At 71.3% G+C, this 16842-nt stretch carries 16 protein-coding genes; 4 read left to right on the forward strand and 12 right to left on the reverse strand.

The window, feature by feature from the left end; genetic code table 11:
* Nucleotides 1-44: 44 nt before the first annotated feature.
* From ASD48_RS13085 to ASD48_RS13100, 4 genes are read right to left on the reverse strand one after another with little or no spacing between them, the layout of a single operon-like run.
* A complete protein-coding gene (locus ASD48_RS13085; protein ID WP_057601734.1) occupies nucleotides 45-866 on the reverse strand; it encodes an ABC transporter ATP-binding protein in 822 nt (273 codons plus the stop codon).
* 20 nt (nucleotides 867-886) lie between these two features.
* On the reverse strand, nucleotides 887-1705 hold the full coding sequence (locus ASD48_RS13090; protein WP_057601735.1) for an ABC transporter permease subunit: 819 nt from the start codon (nucleotides 1703-1705) through the stop codon (nucleotides 887-889).
* Nucleotides 1702-2475 (reverse strand): ABC transporter permease, encoded by a 774-nt coding sequence (locus ASD48_RS13095; protein ID WP_057601736.1) that lies wholly within the window; start codon nucleotides 2473-2475, stop codon nucleotides 1702-1704. Before ASD48_RS13095 ends, ASD48_RS13090 begins: the two co-directional genes overlap by 4 nt.
* Nucleotides 2472-3443, reverse strand: coding sequence for an ABC transporter substrate-binding protein (locus tag ASD48_RS13100; RefSeq protein ID WP_057601737.1), 972 nt, complete (start codon nucleotides 3441-3443; stop codon nucleotides 2472-2474). Before ASD48_RS13100 ends, ASD48_RS13095 begins: the two co-directional genes overlap by 4 nt.
* A 149-nt stretch (nucleotides 3444-3592) precedes the next feature.
* Between ASD48_RS13100 and ASD48_RS13105 the strand changes: the two genes are divergently transcribed.
* Entirely contained in the window at nucleotides 3593-4477 is an 885-nt protein-coding gene (locus ASD48_RS13105) for an IclR family transcriptional regulator C-terminal domain-containing protein (RefSeq protein ID WP_057601738.1), read from the forward strand.
* Here the strand turns inward: ASD48_RS13105 and ASD48_RS13110 are convergent.
* The 4 genes from ASD48_RS13110 to ASD48_RS13120 all read right to left on the reverse strand — a co-directional run bounded on the left by ASD48_RS13110 (nucleotide 4392) and on the right by ASD48_RS13120 (nucleotide 7050).
* Nucleotides 4392-5327, reverse strand: coding sequence for a PDR/VanB family oxidoreductase (locus ASD48_RS13110; protein ID WP_057601739.1), 936 nt, complete (start codon nucleotides 5325-5327; stop codon nucleotides 4392-4394). The genes ASD48_RS13105 and ASD48_RS13110 overlap by 86 nt on opposite strands.
* Nucleotides 5324-5497 carry a hypothetical protein gene (locus ASD48_RS44720; protein WP_020129371.1) on the reverse strand — a complete coding sequence of 58 codons (174 nt, stop codon included), beginning with the start codon at nucleotides 5495-5497 and terminating at the stop codon, nucleotides 5324-5326. Before ASD48_RS44720 ends, ASD48_RS13110 begins: the two co-directional genes overlap by 4 nt.
* Nucleotides 5494-6561 carry an aromatic ring-hydroxylating dioxygenase subunit alpha gene (locus ASD48_RS13115; protein WP_057601740.1) on the reverse strand — a complete coding sequence of 356 codons (1068 nt, stop codon included), beginning with the start codon at nucleotides 6559-6561 and terminating at the stop codon, nucleotides 5494-5496. The genes ASD48_RS44720 and ASD48_RS13115 overlap by 4 nt, the downstream gene beginning before the upstream one ends.
* Before the next feature lie 282 nt (nucleotides 6562-6843).
* On the reverse strand, nucleotides 6844-7050 hold the full coding sequence (locus ASD48_RS13120) for a hypothetical protein (RefSeq protein ID WP_057601741.1): 207 nt from the start codon (nucleotides 7048-7050) through the stop codon (nucleotides 6844-6846).
* A 667-nt stretch (nucleotides 7051-7717) separates the two neighbouring features.
* On the opposite strand from ASD48_RS13120, the gene ASD48_RS13125 reads away from it, so the two are divergent.
* Entirely contained in the window at nucleotides 7718-9973 is a 2256-nt protein-coding gene (locus tag ASD48_RS13125) for a transcriptional regulator (protein ID WP_242432586.1), read from the forward strand.
* 299 nt (nucleotides 9974-10272) lie between these two features.
* Here ASD48_RS13125 and ASD48_RS13130 read toward each other — a convergent pair whose 3' ends face one another.
* A complete protein-coding gene (locus ASD48_RS13130; protein ID WP_157880624.1) occupies nucleotides 10273-10677 on the reverse strand; it encodes a hypothetical protein in 405 nt (134 codons plus the stop codon).
* A 190-nt stretch (nucleotides 10678-10867) separates the two neighbouring features.
* Nucleotides 10868-11605 carry a TetR/AcrR family transcriptional regulator gene (locus tag ASD48_RS13135; protein WP_057601743.1) on the reverse strand — a complete coding sequence of 246 codons (738 nt, stop codon included), beginning with the start codon at nucleotides 11603-11605 and terminating at the stop codon, nucleotides 10868-10870.
* 260 nt (nucleotides 11606-11865) lie between these two features.
* On the opposite strand from ASD48_RS13135, the gene ASD48_RS13140 reads away from it, so the two are divergent.
* Together ASD48_RS13140 and ASD48_RS13145 are read left to right on the forward strand one after the other, a co-directional pair.
* Nucleotides 11866-12690 carry an SDR family oxidoreductase gene (locus ASD48_RS13140; RefSeq protein ID WP_057601744.1) on the forward strand — a complete coding sequence of 275 codons (825 nt, stop codon included), beginning with the start codon at nucleotides 11866-11868 and terminating at the stop codon, nucleotides 12688-12690.
* Between the two features lie 214 nt (nucleotides 12691-12904).
* Nucleotides 12905-14161 (forward strand): amidohydrolase family protein, encoded by a 1257-nt coding sequence (locus ASD48_RS13145; protein ID WP_199875772.1) that lies wholly within the window; start codon nucleotides 12905-12907, stop codon nucleotides 14159-14161.
* Between the two features lie 270 nt (nucleotides 14162-14431).
* Here the strand turns inward: ASD48_RS13145 and ASD48_RS13150 are convergent, their stop codons facing one another.
* Both ASD48_RS13150 and ASD48_RS13155 read right to left on the reverse strand, forming a co-directional pair.
* Nucleotides 14432-15202, reverse strand: a complete 771-nt coding sequence (locus ASD48_RS13150) for an SDR family oxidoreductase (RefSeq protein WP_057601746.1) — start codon at nucleotides 15200-15202, stop codon at nucleotides 14432-14434.
* A 3-nt stretch (nucleotides 15203-15205) separates the two neighbouring features.
* Nucleotides 15206-16738 carry a long-chain fatty acid--CoA ligase gene (locus ASD48_RS13155; RefSeq protein ID WP_057601747.1) on the reverse strand — a complete coding sequence of 511 codons (1533 nt, stop codon included), beginning with the start codon at nucleotides 16736-16738 and terminating at the stop codon, nucleotides 15206-15208.
* Nucleotides 16739-16842: the final 104 nt, after the last annotated feature.

Here is a 16842-nt window from a genome sequence, read left to right on the forward strand (position 1 = left end):
GCGTTCAGGTCGCCGACGGCGCCCGGGTCGGCGCCGCGCCCCGTTCAGTGCGGTGGAGGGGCGTCCGACTTCGTGAGGCGGTCCACGGGAGTGCCGCGTTTCGCCGCCTGGATCTGCTCGTACACCTGGGTCCGCAGTTCCGCGAAGCGCGGGGCCACCCGCGTGTGCAACTGGTCGCGCTCCGCCGGGAGATCGACCTTCAGCTGTTCCCGGACGACCGTCGGGGAGGCGGACAGGACGAGGACCCGCTCGCCGAGGTAGACGGCCTCGTCGATGTCGTGCGTGACGAACAGGATGGTGATCCCGCGCTCCCGCCACAGTCCCCGGACCAGGTCCTCCAGGTCGGCGCGGGTCTGCGCGTCCACGGCGGCGAACGGCTCGTCCATCAGCAGGACCCGGGGCTCGTAGGCGAGCGCCCGGGCGATCGCCACCCGCTGCTGCATCCCGCCCGACAACTGCCACGGGTACGCGGAGAGCGCGTCCTCCAGACCGACCGAGCGAAGAGCGTCCGCGACCAGCTCCCGCCGCCGCCCTTTGGGCAACCCCTTCTGCTTCAGCGGCAGTTCGACGTTCTCGCCGACCCGCATCCACGGGAAGAGGCTCCGCCCGTACTCCTGGAAGACGAACGCCATGTCCGGCGGCGGCCCGGTCACCCGCCTTCCCTCCAGCAGCACCTCGCCCGAGGTCGGTGTGAGCAGCCCGGCCATGCACTTCAGCAGGGTCGTCTTGCCGCAGCCCGACGGCCCGACGAGACACACGAGTTCACCCGCCTCGACGGTGAAGGTGAGGTCGCGCACCGCCTCGATCCGGCGCCCGGAACCCTCGTAGACCTTCCGCAGGCCGGACACTGCAAGACGCGGGTGCATGGAACGCCCTTTCGCGAGGGTCACGGGGACCGCCGGGTGGATGCGCGCAGACCGTGGTACCAGCCGAGCACCCGACGCTCGACGACCTGGAAGAGCACCGACAAAACGAAGCCCAGGAGCCCGAGCACCAGGATTCCGGTCCACATGTCGGGGATGGCGAAACCCCGTTGGAACTGCACGATGGTGAAGCCGAGCCCGTTGCTCGCGGCGAACATCTCACTGATGACCATGAGGATGATGCCGATCGACAGCGCCTGGCGCAGCCCCGCGAAGATCTGCGGGCTCGCCGACGGCAGCACCACAGCGCGCAACCGGGCGAGTCCCGAGATGCCGTACGACCGTGCCGTCTCCGCCATCACGGGGTCCAGCGCCCGCACGCCCTCGACCGTGTTGAGCAGGACCGGCCACACGCAGCCGCTCGCGATCACGACGACCTTCATCGTGTCGCCGATGCCCGCGAACAGCATGATGACCGGCACCAGGACGGGCGGCGGCACCGCCCGCAGGAACTCCAGGACCGGCTCGCACACCGCCCGCACCCGGCGGTAGGAGCCGATGACCGTGCCCAGCGCGACCCCCGCGACGGCCGCCGTCGCGTAGCCGCCGAGAAGCCGCAGCACGCTCGGCCGCACATCGGTGCGCAGCCGTTCTGCCGTCCACACGTCGGGGAAGGCCTTCAGGATCGTGCGCAGCGGCGGCCAGTACACGTTCGTGCTGCCGTCGGACGCCACCCACCAGGCGAGGACCAGCACGGCCGGCAGGGCGAGCGTGAAGAGCAGCCGCAGCAGGAGGCGCCGCCAGGCGCCCGGCCCCGCCCGGACGGGTGATGTCCCGGTCACACCGCCACCTCCCCGCGCACCGACTGGTGCCAGGCCAGCGCGAACCGCTCCACCGTCCGGGCGCCCACGTTGATCAGCAGCCCCAGCACCCCGGTGACGACGATCAGGGCGTACATCTCGGGTACTGCCTGAGACGTCTGGGCAACGGCGATGCGCGCGCCCAACCCCGGTGCGCCGATGACCAGTTCGGCGGTGATGACGAGGATCAGCGCGACGGCCGCCGCGAGCCGCACGCCGGTCATGACGTACGGCAGCGCGGTCGGCCACAGCACGTGCCGGACCCGCGCCCAGGTGCCGAGCCCGTAGGAGCGGGCGGTCTCCTCGGCGACCGGGTCGACGTCCTGGACGCCGTACAGGACCTGGATCAGGATCTGCCAGAAGGAGGCGTAGACGACCAGCAGCAGGACCGAGCGCAGTTCGGTGCCGTACAGCAGCACGGCGAGGGGGATCAGGGCGACCGACGGGATCGGGCGCAGGAACTCGATGGTCGACGCCGTCGCCTCGCGCAGGTGCGGGACGACCGAGACGATCACGCCGGCCACGATGCCGGCGCCCACCGCGATCGCCAGACCGAGGGCCCAGCCGGTGAGGGTGTCGCCGAGCGCCGTCCAGAAGGCGGAGTCGGCGAGTTCGTCGCCCAGGGCGCCGGCGACGCGGCTGGTCGGCGGGAAGTAGGCCTCCTTGACCAGCCCGAGCCGCGGCACCGCCTCGCCCAGGGCGAGGAAGGCCGCGAGCCCGGCCGTACCGAGTGCGAGGTTCGCGCCTCTCACGGCAGCAGCTTCTCCAGGTCCGGGGCCGACTTGAAGAGCTTGTCCTGCTCGCCGAGCTTCTCCAGGGCCTCGATGGAGGAACGGTTCGCCTCGGCGGGCCACTTGGGAAGCGTGACCTGTGCCAGCACCGACGTCGGGATCTTGGTGTAGGTGGTGACGATCTGCCGGACCTCGTCCGGGTGCGCGTCGGCGTAGGCGAGGGACTCCGCGGTGGCCTCCTGGAACTTCTTCACCACAGCCGGGTTCTTCTGCGCGTACTGCGTGGAGGTGAAGTACATGGCGACGGTGAGGTTCGGCGCCACGTCCACCAGCGGCGAGGCGATCTCCGTACCGCCCTGGCTCTTGACGGTCGCCAGGGCCGGTTCGACGACCATCGCCGCGTCGATCTGCCCGCCGTCCAGGGCGGCGGGCATCTGGTCGAAGGCCAGCTCGACGAACTTCACCCGGTCGGGGTCGCCGCCCGCCTTGCGCACCGACGCGCGCACCGCGGTCTCGTTGATGTTCTTCAGGGTGTTGATGGCGACCTTCTTGCCCTCCAGGTCCTTCGCGGACTTGAGCGGGCTGCCCTTCTTCACCGTGATCGCCCCGAAGTCCTCGCCCTGCACGCCGGTCGAGGCGATGCCGTTCGAAACGGCCTGCACGGGAACGTTGTTGGACTGGGCGACCATGAGGGAGGTCATGTTGCTGAAGCCGAACTGGAACTGGCCGCTGACGACTCCGGGCACGATCGCCGCGCCGCCCTGCGCGGTGGTGATCGACAGCTTCAGGCCGTGCTTGGCGTAGAAACCCTGTTTCACGCCCAGATAGACGGGCGCCACGTCGACGATGGGGATGAGTCCGAGTTTGACGGTCGTGGTGCCTCCGGACGACGAACTCCCGGTGGACGTACCGGAGTCGTCGGACGAGCCACAGGCCGCCGTGGCGAGCAGGAAGGTGCCGGCCGCGAGACCGGCGAACAGACGACGCAAGGCTCCTCCTGTGCAGACAACGGTGTTCCGACAGGCTGTGCGCACACCGCACAGTAGTGCTCTATTGGCGTGCAGGGAACGTAGAGCCCGCTGTCCAGCGGGGTCAATGGGTTTGGCTGACGAAATTGTTGACAGTCTGGGAGGGCGGCATGTCCACCGTGGCCCGAGCACCGCATTTCGTGAGGTCCTTCGAGCGGGGCCTCGCGGTGATCCGCTCCTTCGACGCCGAGCACCCCGCGCGCACCCTCAGCGAGGTCGCCCGCGCCTGCGGACTGACCCGGGCGGCCGCCCGGCGCCTGCTGCTCACCCTCGCGGATCTGGGATACGTGCACAGCGACGGCCGGCTCTTCCGGCTCACCCCCAGGGTGCTGGAACTCGGCTACGCCTACCTGGCCGGCCTCACGCTCCCGCAGGTCGCCGAGCCGCATCTGGAACAGCTCGTCGCACAGGTGAAGGAGTCCTCGTCACTGTGCGTCCTGGACGGCGACGACATCGTCTATGTCGCCCGGGTGCCGACCACCCGCATCATGTCGGCCGTCATCACCGTCGGCACCCGCTTCCCGGCCCATGTCACGTCGGTGGGCCGGGTGATGCTCGCCGCCCTGCCGGACGACGAGCTCGAACTCCGCCTGGGCCGCGCGCAGTTGCGCCCGCTCACCGCTCGGACGCTGGTCTCGCCGGAGGATGTGCGGGCGGAACTGGCACGGGTACGGCGCCAGGGGTACGCGCTCGTCGACCAGGAACTGGAGGAGGGGCTGCGGTCGGTGGGGGCCCCGGTGCGCGGCCGGGACGGCACCGTGGTGGCGGGCGTGAACATCGCCGTGCACGCCGGCCGCACCTCGGTGGCGGCGGTCCGCCGGGATCTGCTGCCCCCGCTGCTGGCTGCCGTGGCACGGATCGAGGCCGACCTGCGGATCACCGGCCCGGCGGGCGGCGCCGCCCCGGCGGTCACAGATCCAGGACCAGTTTCCTCCCCCGGCACCGGGAGACGCAGATCATCATCGTCTCCCCGGCCTCCCGCTCCTGCGGACTGAGGACGGAGTCCCGGTGCTCGGGCGTGCCGTCGAGCACGTCGGTCTCGCAGGTGCCGCAGGTGCCCTCCGTGCAGGAGTAGAGGACCTCGACCCCCGCCGCCCGCACGGTGTCCAGCACGGACACACCCGCCGCCACGGTCAGCGTCCGGCCGCTCTGCGCGAGCTCGACCTCGAACTCGGCGTCCTCACCCACCGGTTGCTCCCGCGCCTGGAACCGCTCGACGTGGAGCGCGTCGGCCGGGCAGCGCTCCTCCACGGCGTCCAGCAGGGGACCCGGGCCGCAGCAGTAGACGAGAGTGCCCTCGGGAAGCGCGTCGAACACGGAACCGAGGTCGAGCAGGCCCGTCTCGTCCTGCGGGGCGACGGTGACCCGGTCGCCGTACCGCGCCAACTCCCCGGCGAACGCCATGGATCCGCGGGTACGGCCGCCGTAGAGAAGGCTCCACTCGGCGCCCGCCGCCTCGGCCGCCGCGAGCATCGGCAGAATGGGGGTGATCCCGATGCCGCCCGCGACGAAGCGGTAGCGGGCCGCCGGGCGCAGTGCGAAGTGGTTGCGCGGACCGCGCACCCGTATCTTGTCGCCCGGCCCCAACTGCTCGTGCACATGGGCGGATCCGCCCCGTCCGGCAGGCTCGCGCAGCACCGCGACCCGCCACGCGGAGCGGTCGGCCGGATCGCCGCACAGCGAGTACTGGCGCTCCAGCTCCGGGCCGAGGACGAGGTCCACATGGGCGCCCGGCTCCCACGCCGGGAGCGGCTCGCCCAGTGGGTGGCGCAGGGTGAGGGCGAGCACTCCCTCGGCGGCCAACTCGCGGCTCGCGACGACCAGTTCGGTTTCGTACACGCTCATGAGTCATTTCCTCGCGGCCGGTGTCCTTCGGGGTGGCCGAGCATCCACTCCCACATCTCGATCGGGTCCTGCGAAGTGTGCTCGGCGCCGCAGTGACAGGTGCCGTGCAGCACGTCGGTGCCCGGCAGCCAGTCGATGCGGTAGATCTCGCCGGTGGGGCCGGTGCTCACAGGACCCTCTCCGCGGGCTTGTCGCCCTCCTCCACCAGCCGGGCGAGGATCCGGCGCGCGGCCAGGCCGCCGGTGTCGATGTTGATGCTCAGCTCCTGGTAGCCGGTGCGTTCCGAACCGAGCGTCCGCTGCAGGAGGTTGAGCGCGTCGACGTCCTGCATGACCACCGTGTGGTTGTTGCCCCGCAGGAACGCGGTCACCTCGTCGTCGTCCGTCGCCCAGTCCCGCGAGACCATCCAGAAGTCGTACACCCTGCCGTCGGCGGACGGGGTGATCGCGTAGGTGATCTCGGTGTGGAAACCGTTCGGGTCGCTGCCGTCCGCCTCGGGCAGGACGCCCACCGGCGCGATACGGCTGTGCAGCAGATACAGACAGGGCGCGTGGTACTCGATGTCCTGCCAGCGGGTGATCCGGCCCTCGATGCCGGTCGAACGGGCGTAGAAGGGCGGGCACTCGGCGTCGTCCATGTGCCGGCTCACCCGCACGATCCCCGCGCCCTCGTCGACCTCCGTGGTGATCGGTGTCTCGGCGACCTCGGGGGTGCCGATGTAGCCGCCGTGCAGATACGTCTCGTGGGAGAGGTCGAGGAGGTTGTCGACGAGCAGCCCGTAGTCCGCGTCGATGGGCTCCATGCCCCGCACGGTGGTCCAGCCGGGGGCGTCGAGGTGCCGGGCGCGCGGGATCGTCTGCGGGTCGGCGAGCGAGGGGTCGCCGATCCACACCCAGACCAGGGAGTCCTGCTCGACGACCGGGTACGCGGTGACCCGGGCGGTGCGCGGGATGCGTTTCTGCCCCGGCACGTACACACAGGCACCGGTCGTGTCGTACGTGAAGCCGTGGTAGCCGCACACGATGCGGTCGCCGTCCAGCCGGCTCTCCGACAGCGGGAACCGGCGGTGCACACAGCGGTCGTGCAGCGCGACGGGCGTCCCGTCCTCCTCGGTCCGGTAGAAGACGAGCGGCTCACCCAGAATCGTCCGGCCGAGCAACTCCTCGCGCCCGACCTCGGTGCTGTAGGCGGCGACGTACCACTGGTTCCTGGCGAATGCGGTCGTGTGCGGCATCGATGCGGCTCCCGTCTGTCTGCGGTGGTCGCATCGTCGTGAAGGGCGTCACAGCACCGCAATACCTCTTCCGTCTCACGGAAGGGGGGGAAGAGCGTCGGTCCCGGGCAGCCCGGCCCGCGATACAGGCGTGCCGACGCGAACAGGAGGAGGGCACCTGGACGAGTTCGCGCCCGTCCCGGCCTTGTCCTTCGGAGGCGCGCGTGACACCCCCGCTTCTCGGGTGTCGTGACATCGGTCCCCCGCCGGCGAGGAGGAAGCACCCGTCGACGCGGCCGCCGGTCACCGTTGTGTCACGGTGGTGATGGCTGTCACCAGGGCGCCGGCCAGGGTGAGGGTGCCCGTGAAGGCCGCTGCCGCCCGGGTGATCGACGCCGGATACGAGGCCCGGTCGCGGCGGGCGAGACAGCCGGCTGCCACCGCGACGAGGACCCCGGTCAAGATCACCAGGGCGCAGGCGAGGAGGATCACGGCGCTGTGGTCGGACATCGTTGCGGTTCCTTACGGTCGGCGTGGCTGCTGTGGTGTCACCGACTTTCGGGGATGCCATGTTCATCGTGGTGCGCTGGTCGAAGATGAACATGGGCGAACAACCGGGGACGGCCAGGGGTGGGGGCTCCGCGTGGGGATGGACGATGTGCGCGACACCGCGGCCTTGGCGGAACTGCGGTCGCGCCTCGAAACAGGGCGGGTGGCCCGGGGGATCAACCAGACCGCGCTCGCGCGTGCCGCCGGGCTGGGGCGCACCACGGTCAGCCGGGCACTGAGTCCTGATGCGCCCGGGCCCTCCTCGGACACGGTGGGAGCGTTGGGCCGGGCCCTGCGCTTGGACGTGAACATGTTGCTGGGTCTCCTCGACACCGCGTACGGACGCGGCCCGGCCGCCCTCGCCGCCACCGGAGCGCCGGGCCGGCCGATCCGCATGTGGGACCCTCATGATCTTGAAGTCCACTTCGCCATCGAGGCACCGTCCGCGCGTTCCGGTCCCGGAGACCGGAGACGGCCGGGCCGGGCGGCGGCACTTCCTGCTTACGTACGCCGCCCGCACGACGAGCACCTCGCGACCCTCGTCGAGGCCGCCGACGAGGGGCACAGCGGGATGGCCGTTCTCGTGGGGTCGTCCTCGACGGGCAAGACACGCGCCTGCTGGGAGGCCGTGCAGCCGTTGGCCGCCCTCGGCTGGAGGCTGTGGCATCCCTTCGATCCCACCCGGGCCGAAGCGGCGCTCGCCGATCTCAACCGAGTCGAGCCGCAGACCGTGGTGTGGCTGAACGACGCCCAGCAGTACCTCGGTGGGGAGAGCGGCGAACGGATCGCCGCCGCGATCCACGGGCTGCTCACCGATGTGTCGCGCAGCCCGGTGCTGCTCCTGGGAACTCTGTGGACCGAGTACCAGAACGACTACCTGGCCCTGCCTCGTTCCGGGAGCCCCGATCCGCATCCGCAGGCTCGCGCGCTGCTGGCGGGGCGGCTCATCACGCTGCCGGACCGCTTCGACCACATCGCCATCACCAAGGCAAGGGCCCTCGCCGCTGCCGGCGACCGCCAGCTCGCTCATGCCCTGCAGCACACCGACAGCGGTCGGCTGACCCAGTTCCTCGCGGGAGCACCCGAGCTTCTGCGCCGCTACGAGACAGCCGGGCCGCCCGTTCGCGCCCTGCTCGAAGTCGCCATGGACGCACGACGTCTCGGAGCCGGGCTGCACCTGCCGGTCGGCTTTCTCGAGCAGGCCGCGGAGGACTACCTCAGCGACGACGAATACGACGATCTCGCGGACAACTGGCTTGATCAGGCGTTCGCCGACGTGACCTCACCGGTGCACGGACGCCTTGCTCCCCTGCGGCGTGTCCGGCCCCGGCCCACTCGAAGATCCCCGGTGACGGAGACCGCGCCGGCGCACTCCTACCGGCTTGCCGACTACCTGGAGCAGCACGGGCGGCGCGGCCGCGCACGCCTGTGCCCTCCTGCGTCGTTCTGGCAGGCCGCACACGACCATCTCACCCCCGAAAGCCTCGTCAACCTCGCTGATGCCGCTCGGCTCCGCCACCGGTTCCGATGGGCCGAGCAACTCGCCCAACGGGCGGCGGACTCGGGGGACACCGATGCCATCGCCCGGCTCGCCGAGATCCGACTGGCGAACGGCGCCCGGGGGGAAGCCGACCAGCTTCTCCAGCAGGGCGCCGACGCGGGGAGCACCGGCGCTCTCGTCCGCCTGGCCGTCATACGTCACGTGGCCGGCCACAGTGAGGAGGCCGAGGCTCTCGCGCAGCGTGCCGCCGACACGGGCGACACCAGAGGACTGGGCCAGCTCGCTGAGATCATCGAGGCCGACGGGGATCGGAAGAGGGCCGAGGAACTCGCTGTGCGGGCGGCCGCGGCGGGCGACACCGGCCCGCTCGTCCGCCTGGCCGAGATGAGAGAACTGGCGGGGGTCACCCAGGGAGCGGAACGGCTCGGGCAGTTGGCCGCCAAGGCCGGTGACACCACGGCCCTCGTCCGGTTGGCCACCATCCGGGAAACCGGTGGGCCGACGGCCCGCCACGAAGCCCAGCGTCTCTATCAACGTGCCGGCCGGGTGGGAAACGCCAGCGCGCTTGCCCGGCTCGCCACCGAGCGGGAGTCCGCCGGGCACCGAGGGGAAGCCGAGCAGCTCGCCCGGCGAGCCGCACACGCCGGCCAGTCCTTCGCCCTGGTCCGGCTGGCCGAGATGCGTGAGGCAGCCGGTGCGCACGAAGAAGCCGAAAAGCTCGCGCAACAGGCCATCGAGGCCGGTCACCGCTTCGCCTTGATCCGCATCGCCGCCATCCGAGAGGCGGCCGGGGATCTGCAGGGCGCGGAACGTCTGTTCCAGGAGGCCGCCGCGGCGGGCAACCCCACCGCCGTTGCCCGGCTGGCCGAGATGAAGGTGTCCACCGGGGACGCGGAAGCTGCGATCCGCCTTGCCCGGCAGGCCGCCGAGACCGGTAATCCCAGCGCCGCGGCCCGCCTGGCCGACTGGAGGGAAGCGGTCGGAGACCGTGAGGGAGCCGAAATGCTGGCGCACCTGTCGGCCGACGCCGGAGACACCAGCGCGCTCACCCGGCTCGCCGAGATGCGCGAACTCACCGGCGACCGGGAAGGAGCAGCGCGCCTCGCCCGGCAGGCCGCTCAGCGAGGAAGCACCACTGCCGTCGTGCGCCTGGCCGATATGCGGGAAGCCGCGGGAGATCGGGAGGCGGCTGAGGCGCTGGCCCGGATCGCGGCTGACGCGGGTGACACGCAGGCGATGGTACGGCTCGCGATCATGCGCGAAATGGCAGGGGACAGACGGCAGGCCGACCACCTTGCCCGGGCCGCCGGCGACGCCGGCAACCCCAGTGCCTTTTCCCGCCTCGCTGAACTGAGGGCGCGCCCGGCCGAGGACCAGACCTGACGGCGAGCCCACGTCCGCGTTCGTCGGCAGGCCGTCGAGACCGGCCGGAACGGCGGACGCGCCGACGGGAGGAACCGGTCGATCGCTACCCCGAGGCGCGGCGCCGGTTCGTCCTCGAGACCTGGATGCCGCTTCGGTGACATCTGGCCGGGTTCGGTGACATCTGGCCGGGCGGCTCTGATCAGAATGTCCCGGCCGCCCGGAAAGCGGGCGGACAACCAGGCCATGAGCGAGACCAGGTCACCGAGGCGCACCCGAAGGGTGGTCGTGAGACGCCCGCCGCCGGGCCACGGGATCAGTCAGGTCCGCGGGGGCGCGTGACGGGCGAGATGGTCCTGCAGTTCGCGGTGGCGGAACTGGTATGCGGTGCCGGCGACCCGGATGAGGCCGGAGCGATAGCACCATCTCAGGAAGTGCCCGAGGCGCCAGGGCAGCGGTTGGCGAGTCCAGCGCCGGGTGCGTAACAACAACGCCAGGCGTGCCGAGGCATCGGTGAGGTCCGTCTCTTGCCAGCGTGCCGAGCGCCAGGTCACAAACGCACCCCACACGCTCACCACGAGTGAAGTGATGCCGACGGCCGCGCCGATGGGGTCGATATCGCCTGTCGACGACCCGAGCGCACGCATCAGCATGGCCGCGGTGCCGAAGCAAGCCACGAGTGTGGCCGTCCCGAATCCGAAGGTCCGCCCCCGTGCGCTCCCCATGACACACATGATGCCCGGTGTCCTGCGACTCATCCGGTCGGTACGGCCGCTCGGCCCGCCGGCCGTTGTATCGCGCTAGGGGGCACTTCGGACGCGGCCTGCCGCAGGCTTCTCCACGGGCTTGCGGGCTGACCGGGGAGGAGGGACGACGGCGGGCCCGGCGCGCGCCGGCGCGGCTCGGGCCCGTTCGTCATGCGGATCCGGGTGGGGACGCGGATCCGGGTTCGGTGGGGGGAGGGGAATCCCAGCCGGCCTCGGGATCGAGGGGCAGTTCCGGGCGGTCGCGCTTGAACGCCTCGGCCTTTTCCTCGAGCTTCGGCAGGGCGTGGTCGGGCGCACCGAAACCGCGGAACAGGGTGGCGCAGTATTCACGGGACAGGAACGCCGCGTCCCACTGCCCGTCCGTGCGCACCCATTGATAGGTGTGATTGTGCAGGTTGAGGAATTGCAGGGTGGCGAGCCGCGGTGGCATCGCGCGGAAGGTGCCCTGGTCGACGGCCTCGGTGAGCAGCCCCGAGATCACCTGCTCGAAGTCGGAGCGCTGACCGAGCAGGGTCTTCAGCTCCGCGCCGCTCAGGCTGCGGTAGTCGTGCTCGTAGACCCAGATGTGGTCGAGCCTGCGGAAGATGATGGTGAGCAGCGATTCGGACAGCAGGCGCAGCCGCAGCAGGGGATCCGTGTCGAGCTCCGCGATCTGGCGGGCCCGGGAGAGCAGCGGCCCCATCACCCGCGCCTGGATCTCGACGAGCAGATTCTCCTTGGAGCCGATGTAGTAGTACAGGGCTCCCTTGGCCAGGCCGACCGCCCGGCCCAGGTCGTTGATGGACGTCGCCGCGTACCCCTGCTGGGCGAACAGCGACGCCGCGATGTCGATGATCTTCTGGCGTCTGACCTCGAAACCCGGTCCGTGGCCCGGCGGTCGTGGCATCGCTTCTCTCCCCGCATGACGTGACGACGTCGGTCAAGGGCGACCCCCCGGGACCACGTCGGACGGCTTTTTCGGCAGATCCGGGGGAAGCGGGCTCCGGGGCATCGCTCGGTTTGCTAGACCAGACGGTACGTCAAAGGGGCGGACCCGGGTGGCCCGGCCACCGCCCCCGCAGGCGCGACCTCGGTCCGGGCCGTTCCGGACGTCGGCGGGCGCGAGAGACTCGTCCCGTGACGGGTGTCTCCAGTGAGGAGTGACGCATGACCACGGTAGGTATCGCCACCGGAGCGGGTCGCGGGACGGGAGAGGCGTGCGCGAGGCGTCTCGCCGACATGGTGGACGTGCTGTTGCTCGCCGACCGGAACGAGGCGGCGGCGGCCGCGGTCGCGAAGGACCTGGCCGGACGGGGCGTGCGGGCCGTCGTCGAGACGGTCGAGGCGGACGTCACCGACGCGCGGGGGCTGGCCCGGCTGGCCGGACGGGCCGGGGAGCTCGGCACCCTCCGGGCGGTCGCGCACACCGACGGCGTCGAGGCGGGGGAGGCCGGCTGGCGCCGGATCATCGAGGTCGACTTCGTCGGGACGGCGCTGGTCGCCGAGGCGCTCCGCCCGCTGGCCACCGCCGGTACGGCCTTCGTGTACTGCGCCTCGGTGTCCCCGCTGATCGCGCACATCGAACCCGACCCGGTGGTCGCGGCCGTCCTGGACGATCCGCTCCAGGAGGGGTTCCTCGACGGGATCCGCGAGGCGATCGGCCCGGCCGTCGAGGATCCCGCGTGGGCGTACCCGTGGGCCACCTACGGGGTGCACCGCTTCGCCCGCGCCGAGGCGGTGCGGCTCGGGCCGGTGGGCGCGCGGGTGTGCTCCCTGTCGCCCGGTGCCGTCGACACCCCGGGCACCCGGCAGGAGGCGGCCCGGCACGCGTCGGTACGGCAGCTCATCGAGCGCACGCCGCTGGGCCGCACCGGCCGGTACGACGAGGTCGCCGCGGTCGCCGCGTTCCTGCTGTCGGACGAGGCGAGCTTCGTCAACGGCGTCGACATCGTCGTGGACGGGGGCCTGTGCGCGGCGGTGCGGGACGAGTGACGCCCGTCGGGCAGGCGGTCGCCGCCCGGCATTCGCCTCCGCGGCGCACGGGCGTCCGGTCGCGTTCCGGTGGCGTGGCCGACCGGTGAATCCACAGGCGGAATCATTGACTAGACCGTTCGGTACAGCTAACTTCGGCGGCATCCCCCGCGGTGGGTTCTGCAACGAACGACGATGTTCGAAAGAGGTACCGCCTGTGTTCAGGGAATTTGTCGTGTCCGGTGATTCGCACATCATCGAGCCGGTCGATCTGTTCAAGACCCGGCTGCCCGAGCACCTCAGGGAACGGGCTCTCTGGGAAGAGGAATTCACGCTCGACGAGCCGATCGTCGAGGGCGGGCACACCGAGTTCAAGAAGCTGCACACCATCGGCTACGACGGCTGGACGATTTCCAAGTACCGTCAGTTCGGCGGGCAGACCCCGGACGGCGAGCCGGAGCACATCATCCGCGACATGGACCTCGACGGCGTCGACGCCTCGGTGATGTTCCCCAACCTCTCCCTGTTCGTCCTGTTCACCGACGACCACGAACTGTCGATGGCCCACGCGCGCGTCTGGAACGACTACATCGCCGAGCGGTTCCTGCCGTACCGCAAGCGGCTGCGCCCGACAGCGGCGATTCCCGTCACGGACATCCCCGAGGCCGTCGCGGAGATCGAGCGGTGCGCGCGCCTCGGGCTGGGCGCGGTCCTGATCCCGGAGACCCCGCCCGTGCCGTACGCGTCGCGGACGTACGACCCGTTGTGGGCGGCCGCCCAGGCGCACGGGATGCCGGTGTTCATCCACGTCGCCACCGGCGGGGTGAAGACCAGGGAGAGCACCTCGGAGACGGCGCTGACCGTCCGGAGCATGATGACGGCCGTCAACATGGGCAAGGGCCAGCTGACCGACGACATGGTGTCGGGCCGGCTCCAGAACTCCGCGGCCGGTTTCTCCAGCCCGCAGCGCATCATCGCCGACCTCGTGGGCGGCGGCGTCTGCGAGCGGTACCCGGCCCTGCACTTCAACCTGATCGAGTTCAGCGCCGGCTGGCTGGTCTCCTACCTGGGCTTCATGGACAAGTCCTTCCGGACCGGCATCGGCCAGGATCCGGACTGGTGGCTCGGCTTCTGGGACGACAGCCGCCCGCCGCAGGAACAGCCGGCCATGGGACGGCTGTTCACCGTCAACGGCAAATGGCCCTACCCCCTCAGGCCCAGCGAGTACGTACGGCGCCAGATCCACGTCCAGTTCGCGGACGACCCGACCGCCGTCAAGGCCCGCCACATCACCGGCGTCTCGACGGTCGTGTGGGGCAACGACTACCCGCATGCCGAGGGCACCTTCCGCAGCAGCGCCGAGTGCATCGCGGACAACTTCGACGACACCGTCTCCGACGAGGACCGCGCGGCCATCCTGGGCGGCACGCTCGCCGGTGTCGTGCACTTCGACACCAGTGAGAAGCTCGCCCCCGTCACCGAGGACGCCTGACCCGCGACCGGACCACGCACGCTCCCGGAGCGGGCACAGCTCCGGGACCGTGCGCCGCGCGGAGCGCCGACCGGTCCCGGCCATGCCCAACCGGGCCCGGCCATGCCCGACCGGTCCCGGCCCGGGCGCAAGCCGCCTGCCGGAGTGGTGCCGCCTGGCCGTGTCGGGCGTCCTCGGACGGCGCGGCCGCCCCGGGGCTGCCCGGCGGGGCGCGGCCGAGCCGCTCTTCCCGCTCCCCGCCGCGTCAGGGGGCGGCCGCCCGGACGGCGGTCACCACGCCGTCCAGCCGCCGTCCACGGTGACGGTCGTACCCGTGACGAACCGGGAGGCGGCCGAGGCGAGGAAGACCGCCGCGCCGCCCAGTTCCCCGGCGTCGCCCACCCGGCCGAGCGGCGTGCCCCGGACGATCCGCTCACCCCAGCGGCTGTCCAGCAGCCCCGAACTGAGGTCCGTGCGGAAGTAGCCGGGCGCCAGGGTGTTGACGCGCACCCCGCGGTCCGCCCACTCGACGGCGAGGGCCCTGGTGAGGGCCTCGACGCCGCCCTTGCTCGCGGCGTACGCGGCGATCCGCTCGAAGCCCGTGCGCGCGTGCACCGACGACACGTTGACGATCGAACCGGACCCCTGCCCCAGCATGACCCTGCCGGCCTCGCGGCAGCAGGAGAAGGTGCCCCGGAGGTTGATGTCGAGCACCCGCCGCCAGTCCTCGTCGGTCACGAACTCGCTGCGGGTGAAGTGCGGACTGACCCCCGCGCAGTTGACGAGGACGTCCAGGCGCCCCGTCGCCCCGGTGATCCGCCCGACCGCCGCGCGGACCGTGTCCGGGTCGGCGACGGAGCCCGGCAGCACCAGCACCTTGCCGCCGTGTCCGGCCAGTTCGGCCGCCAGGCTCTCCAGGTCGGCGGCCGTGCGCGCGGTCACCGCCACGTCCGCCCCCGCCTGGGACAGGGCGACGGCGATCGCCCGGCCGAGCCCCTTGCCCGCGCCGGTCACCCAGGCGGTCCTGCCGTCCAGGCGCAGTGCGGTGTTGACGTCGGCCATCGGTCAGTCCTCCACGGGGATGTCGCGCAGGGTCCGCTTGAGGACCTTGCCCGAAGGGGTGCGGGGCAGTTCGCCGACGAGGTCGAACCGGGCCGGCACCTTGAACCCGGCCAGGCGCTCCCGGCAGAACTCGCGCAGCTCGTCCGCACCGGCGCTCGCTCCGGGCCGGAACACCACGAACGCCCGGGGGACCTCGCCCCAGCGGGGGTGGGCCAGCCCGACCACCGCGGCCTCCAGAACGGCCGGGTGCTCGTAGAGGACCCGCTCGACCTCGGGCGTGGCGATGTTCTCGCCGCCGGAGACGATCATGTCCTTCTTGCGGTCGTCGATGTAGAGGAAGCCGTCCTCGTCGAGGTGCCCGATGTCCCCGGTGTGGAACCAGCCGTCCCTGAGCGCCGCGGCCGTGGCCTTCTCGTCGCGCCAGTAGCCCGCGAAGACCTTCGGGCCGCGCAGCGTGATCTCGCCCGGTTCGCCGGCCGGGACCTCCCTGTCCGTGTCGTCGACGATCCTGACCCGGGTGTGCGGCACGGGACGGCCGACCGAGCCCAGCTTGGACAGGGCGTGCTCCCGGTCGAGGAAGGTGTCGCCGGAGACCGTCTCGGTCAGTCCGTAGGCGTCGGCGAACCAGGCGTTGGGGAAGGCGCCCATGATCCGCCGCAGCACCGGCTCGGGGGTCTTCTCGCCGCCGCCCACGATGAAGCGCATCGAGGTGGTGTCGTAGGACTCCCGGTCCGGGACCTCCAGGACCGCGTTGACCATGACGGGCGCCAGCCAGGCGTTGGTGACCCGGTGTTCCTCGACGGCCCGCAGGACGCCGGCGGCGTCGAACCTGCGCTGAAGGACCACCCCGCCGCCCGCGTACAGCACCGCGAGGGCGGGCATGTCGAGGCCGCCGACGTGGTACAGCGGGCCCGCCACCAGCGTGATGTCCGCCGCGGTCAGGCCGAACTGCACGATCTGCGCCACGTTCTTGGCGTGCAGGTTCCCGTAAGTGATCCGCACGCCCTTGGGCCGTGAGGTGGTGCCGGAGGTGTACATCAGACGCTGGAGGTCGTCCGGCTCGACGTCCACCGGCTCCACCCGCGCCCCCCGGTGCCTCTCCAGCAGCGCCTCGTAGCCGGTCCACCGGTCCGAGGGCACCGGGCCGTCCACCAGGATCAGCCGCTCCGGGCCGGTCGGCCTTTCGGCGATCCGGTCCGCGGCCCGCAGGAACTCCGGCTCGGTGACGACCGCCCTGGCCCGGGAGTGGTCGAGGATGTACGCCCATTCGTCCTCGGAAAGACGGTAGTTCAGCGGCAGGAAGACGGCTCCGACGCGATTGACGGCGTACACCAGCTCCAGGAACTCGGGCCGGTTGTGGAGCAGCAGGCCCACCACGTCGCCGCGCCCGATGCCCAGTTCGGTCAGTCCGGCGGCCAGCCGGTTCACCCGGTCGTGGAGCGTGCGCACCGTCAGACGGCGGTCTTCCTGTGTCACGGCCACGGCGTCGGGCCGCTGGGCCAGATGGTGATCGAGGATGCTCGAGAAATTGTGCACGGCGACTCTCCGGCTCGGCGGCCGGGATTGTCCCGACCGGTCGGTTGCCCGCTCCCAAGATTTAGTGTACCTCTTGGTCTATAAAACTCTTGGCCGCACTTTAC

Origin of the sequence: Streptomyces sp. Root1310, from assembly GCF_001426425.1 — a bacterium.
Classification (GTDB): domain Bacteria; phylum Actinomycetota; class Actinomycetes; order Streptomycetales; family Streptomycetaceae; genus Streptomyces.

What these genes read in the sequence shown, in the direction of transcription:
- ASD48_RS13085 (WP_057601734.1), bottom strand. Translation starts at nt 866, where the DNA reads ATGCACCCGCGTCTTGCAGTGTCCGGCCTGCGGAAGGTCTACGAGGGT.
- ASD48_RS13105 (WP_057601738.1), top strand. Translation starts at nt 3,593, where the DNA reads ATGTCCACCGTGGCCCGAGCACCGCATTTCGTGAGGTCCTTCGAGCGG.
- ASD48_RS13110 (WP_057601739.1), bottom strand. Translation starts at nt 5,327, where the DNA reads ATGAGCGTGTACGAAACCGAACTGGTCGTCGCGAGCCGCGAGTTGGCC.
- ASD48_RS13115 (WP_057601740.1), bottom strand. Translation starts at nt 6,561, where the DNA reads ATGCCGCACACGACCGCATTCGCCAGGAACCAGTGGTACGTCGCCGCC.
- ASD48_RS13120 (WP_057601741.1), bottom strand. Translation starts at nt 7,050, where the DNA reads ATGTCCGACCACAGCGCCGTGATCCTCCTCGCCTGCGCCCTGGTGATC.
- ASD48_RS13130 (WP_157880624.1), bottom strand. Translation starts at nt 10,677, where the DNA reads ATGGGGAGCGCACGGGGGCGGACCTTCGGATTCGGGACGGCCACACTC.
- ASD48_RS13135 (WP_057601743.1), bottom strand. Translation starts at nt 11,605, where the DNA reads ATGCCACGACCGCCGGGCCACGGACCGGGTTTCGAGGTCAGACGCCAG.
- ASD48_RS13140 (WP_057601744.1), top strand. Translation starts at nt 11,866, where the DNA reads ATGACCACGGTAGGTATCGCCACCGGAGCGGGTCGCGGGACGGGAGAG.
- ASD48_RS13150 (WP_057601746.1), bottom strand. Translation starts at nt 15,202, where the DNA reads ATGGCCGACGTCAACACCGCACTGCGCCTGGACGGCAGGACCGCCTGG.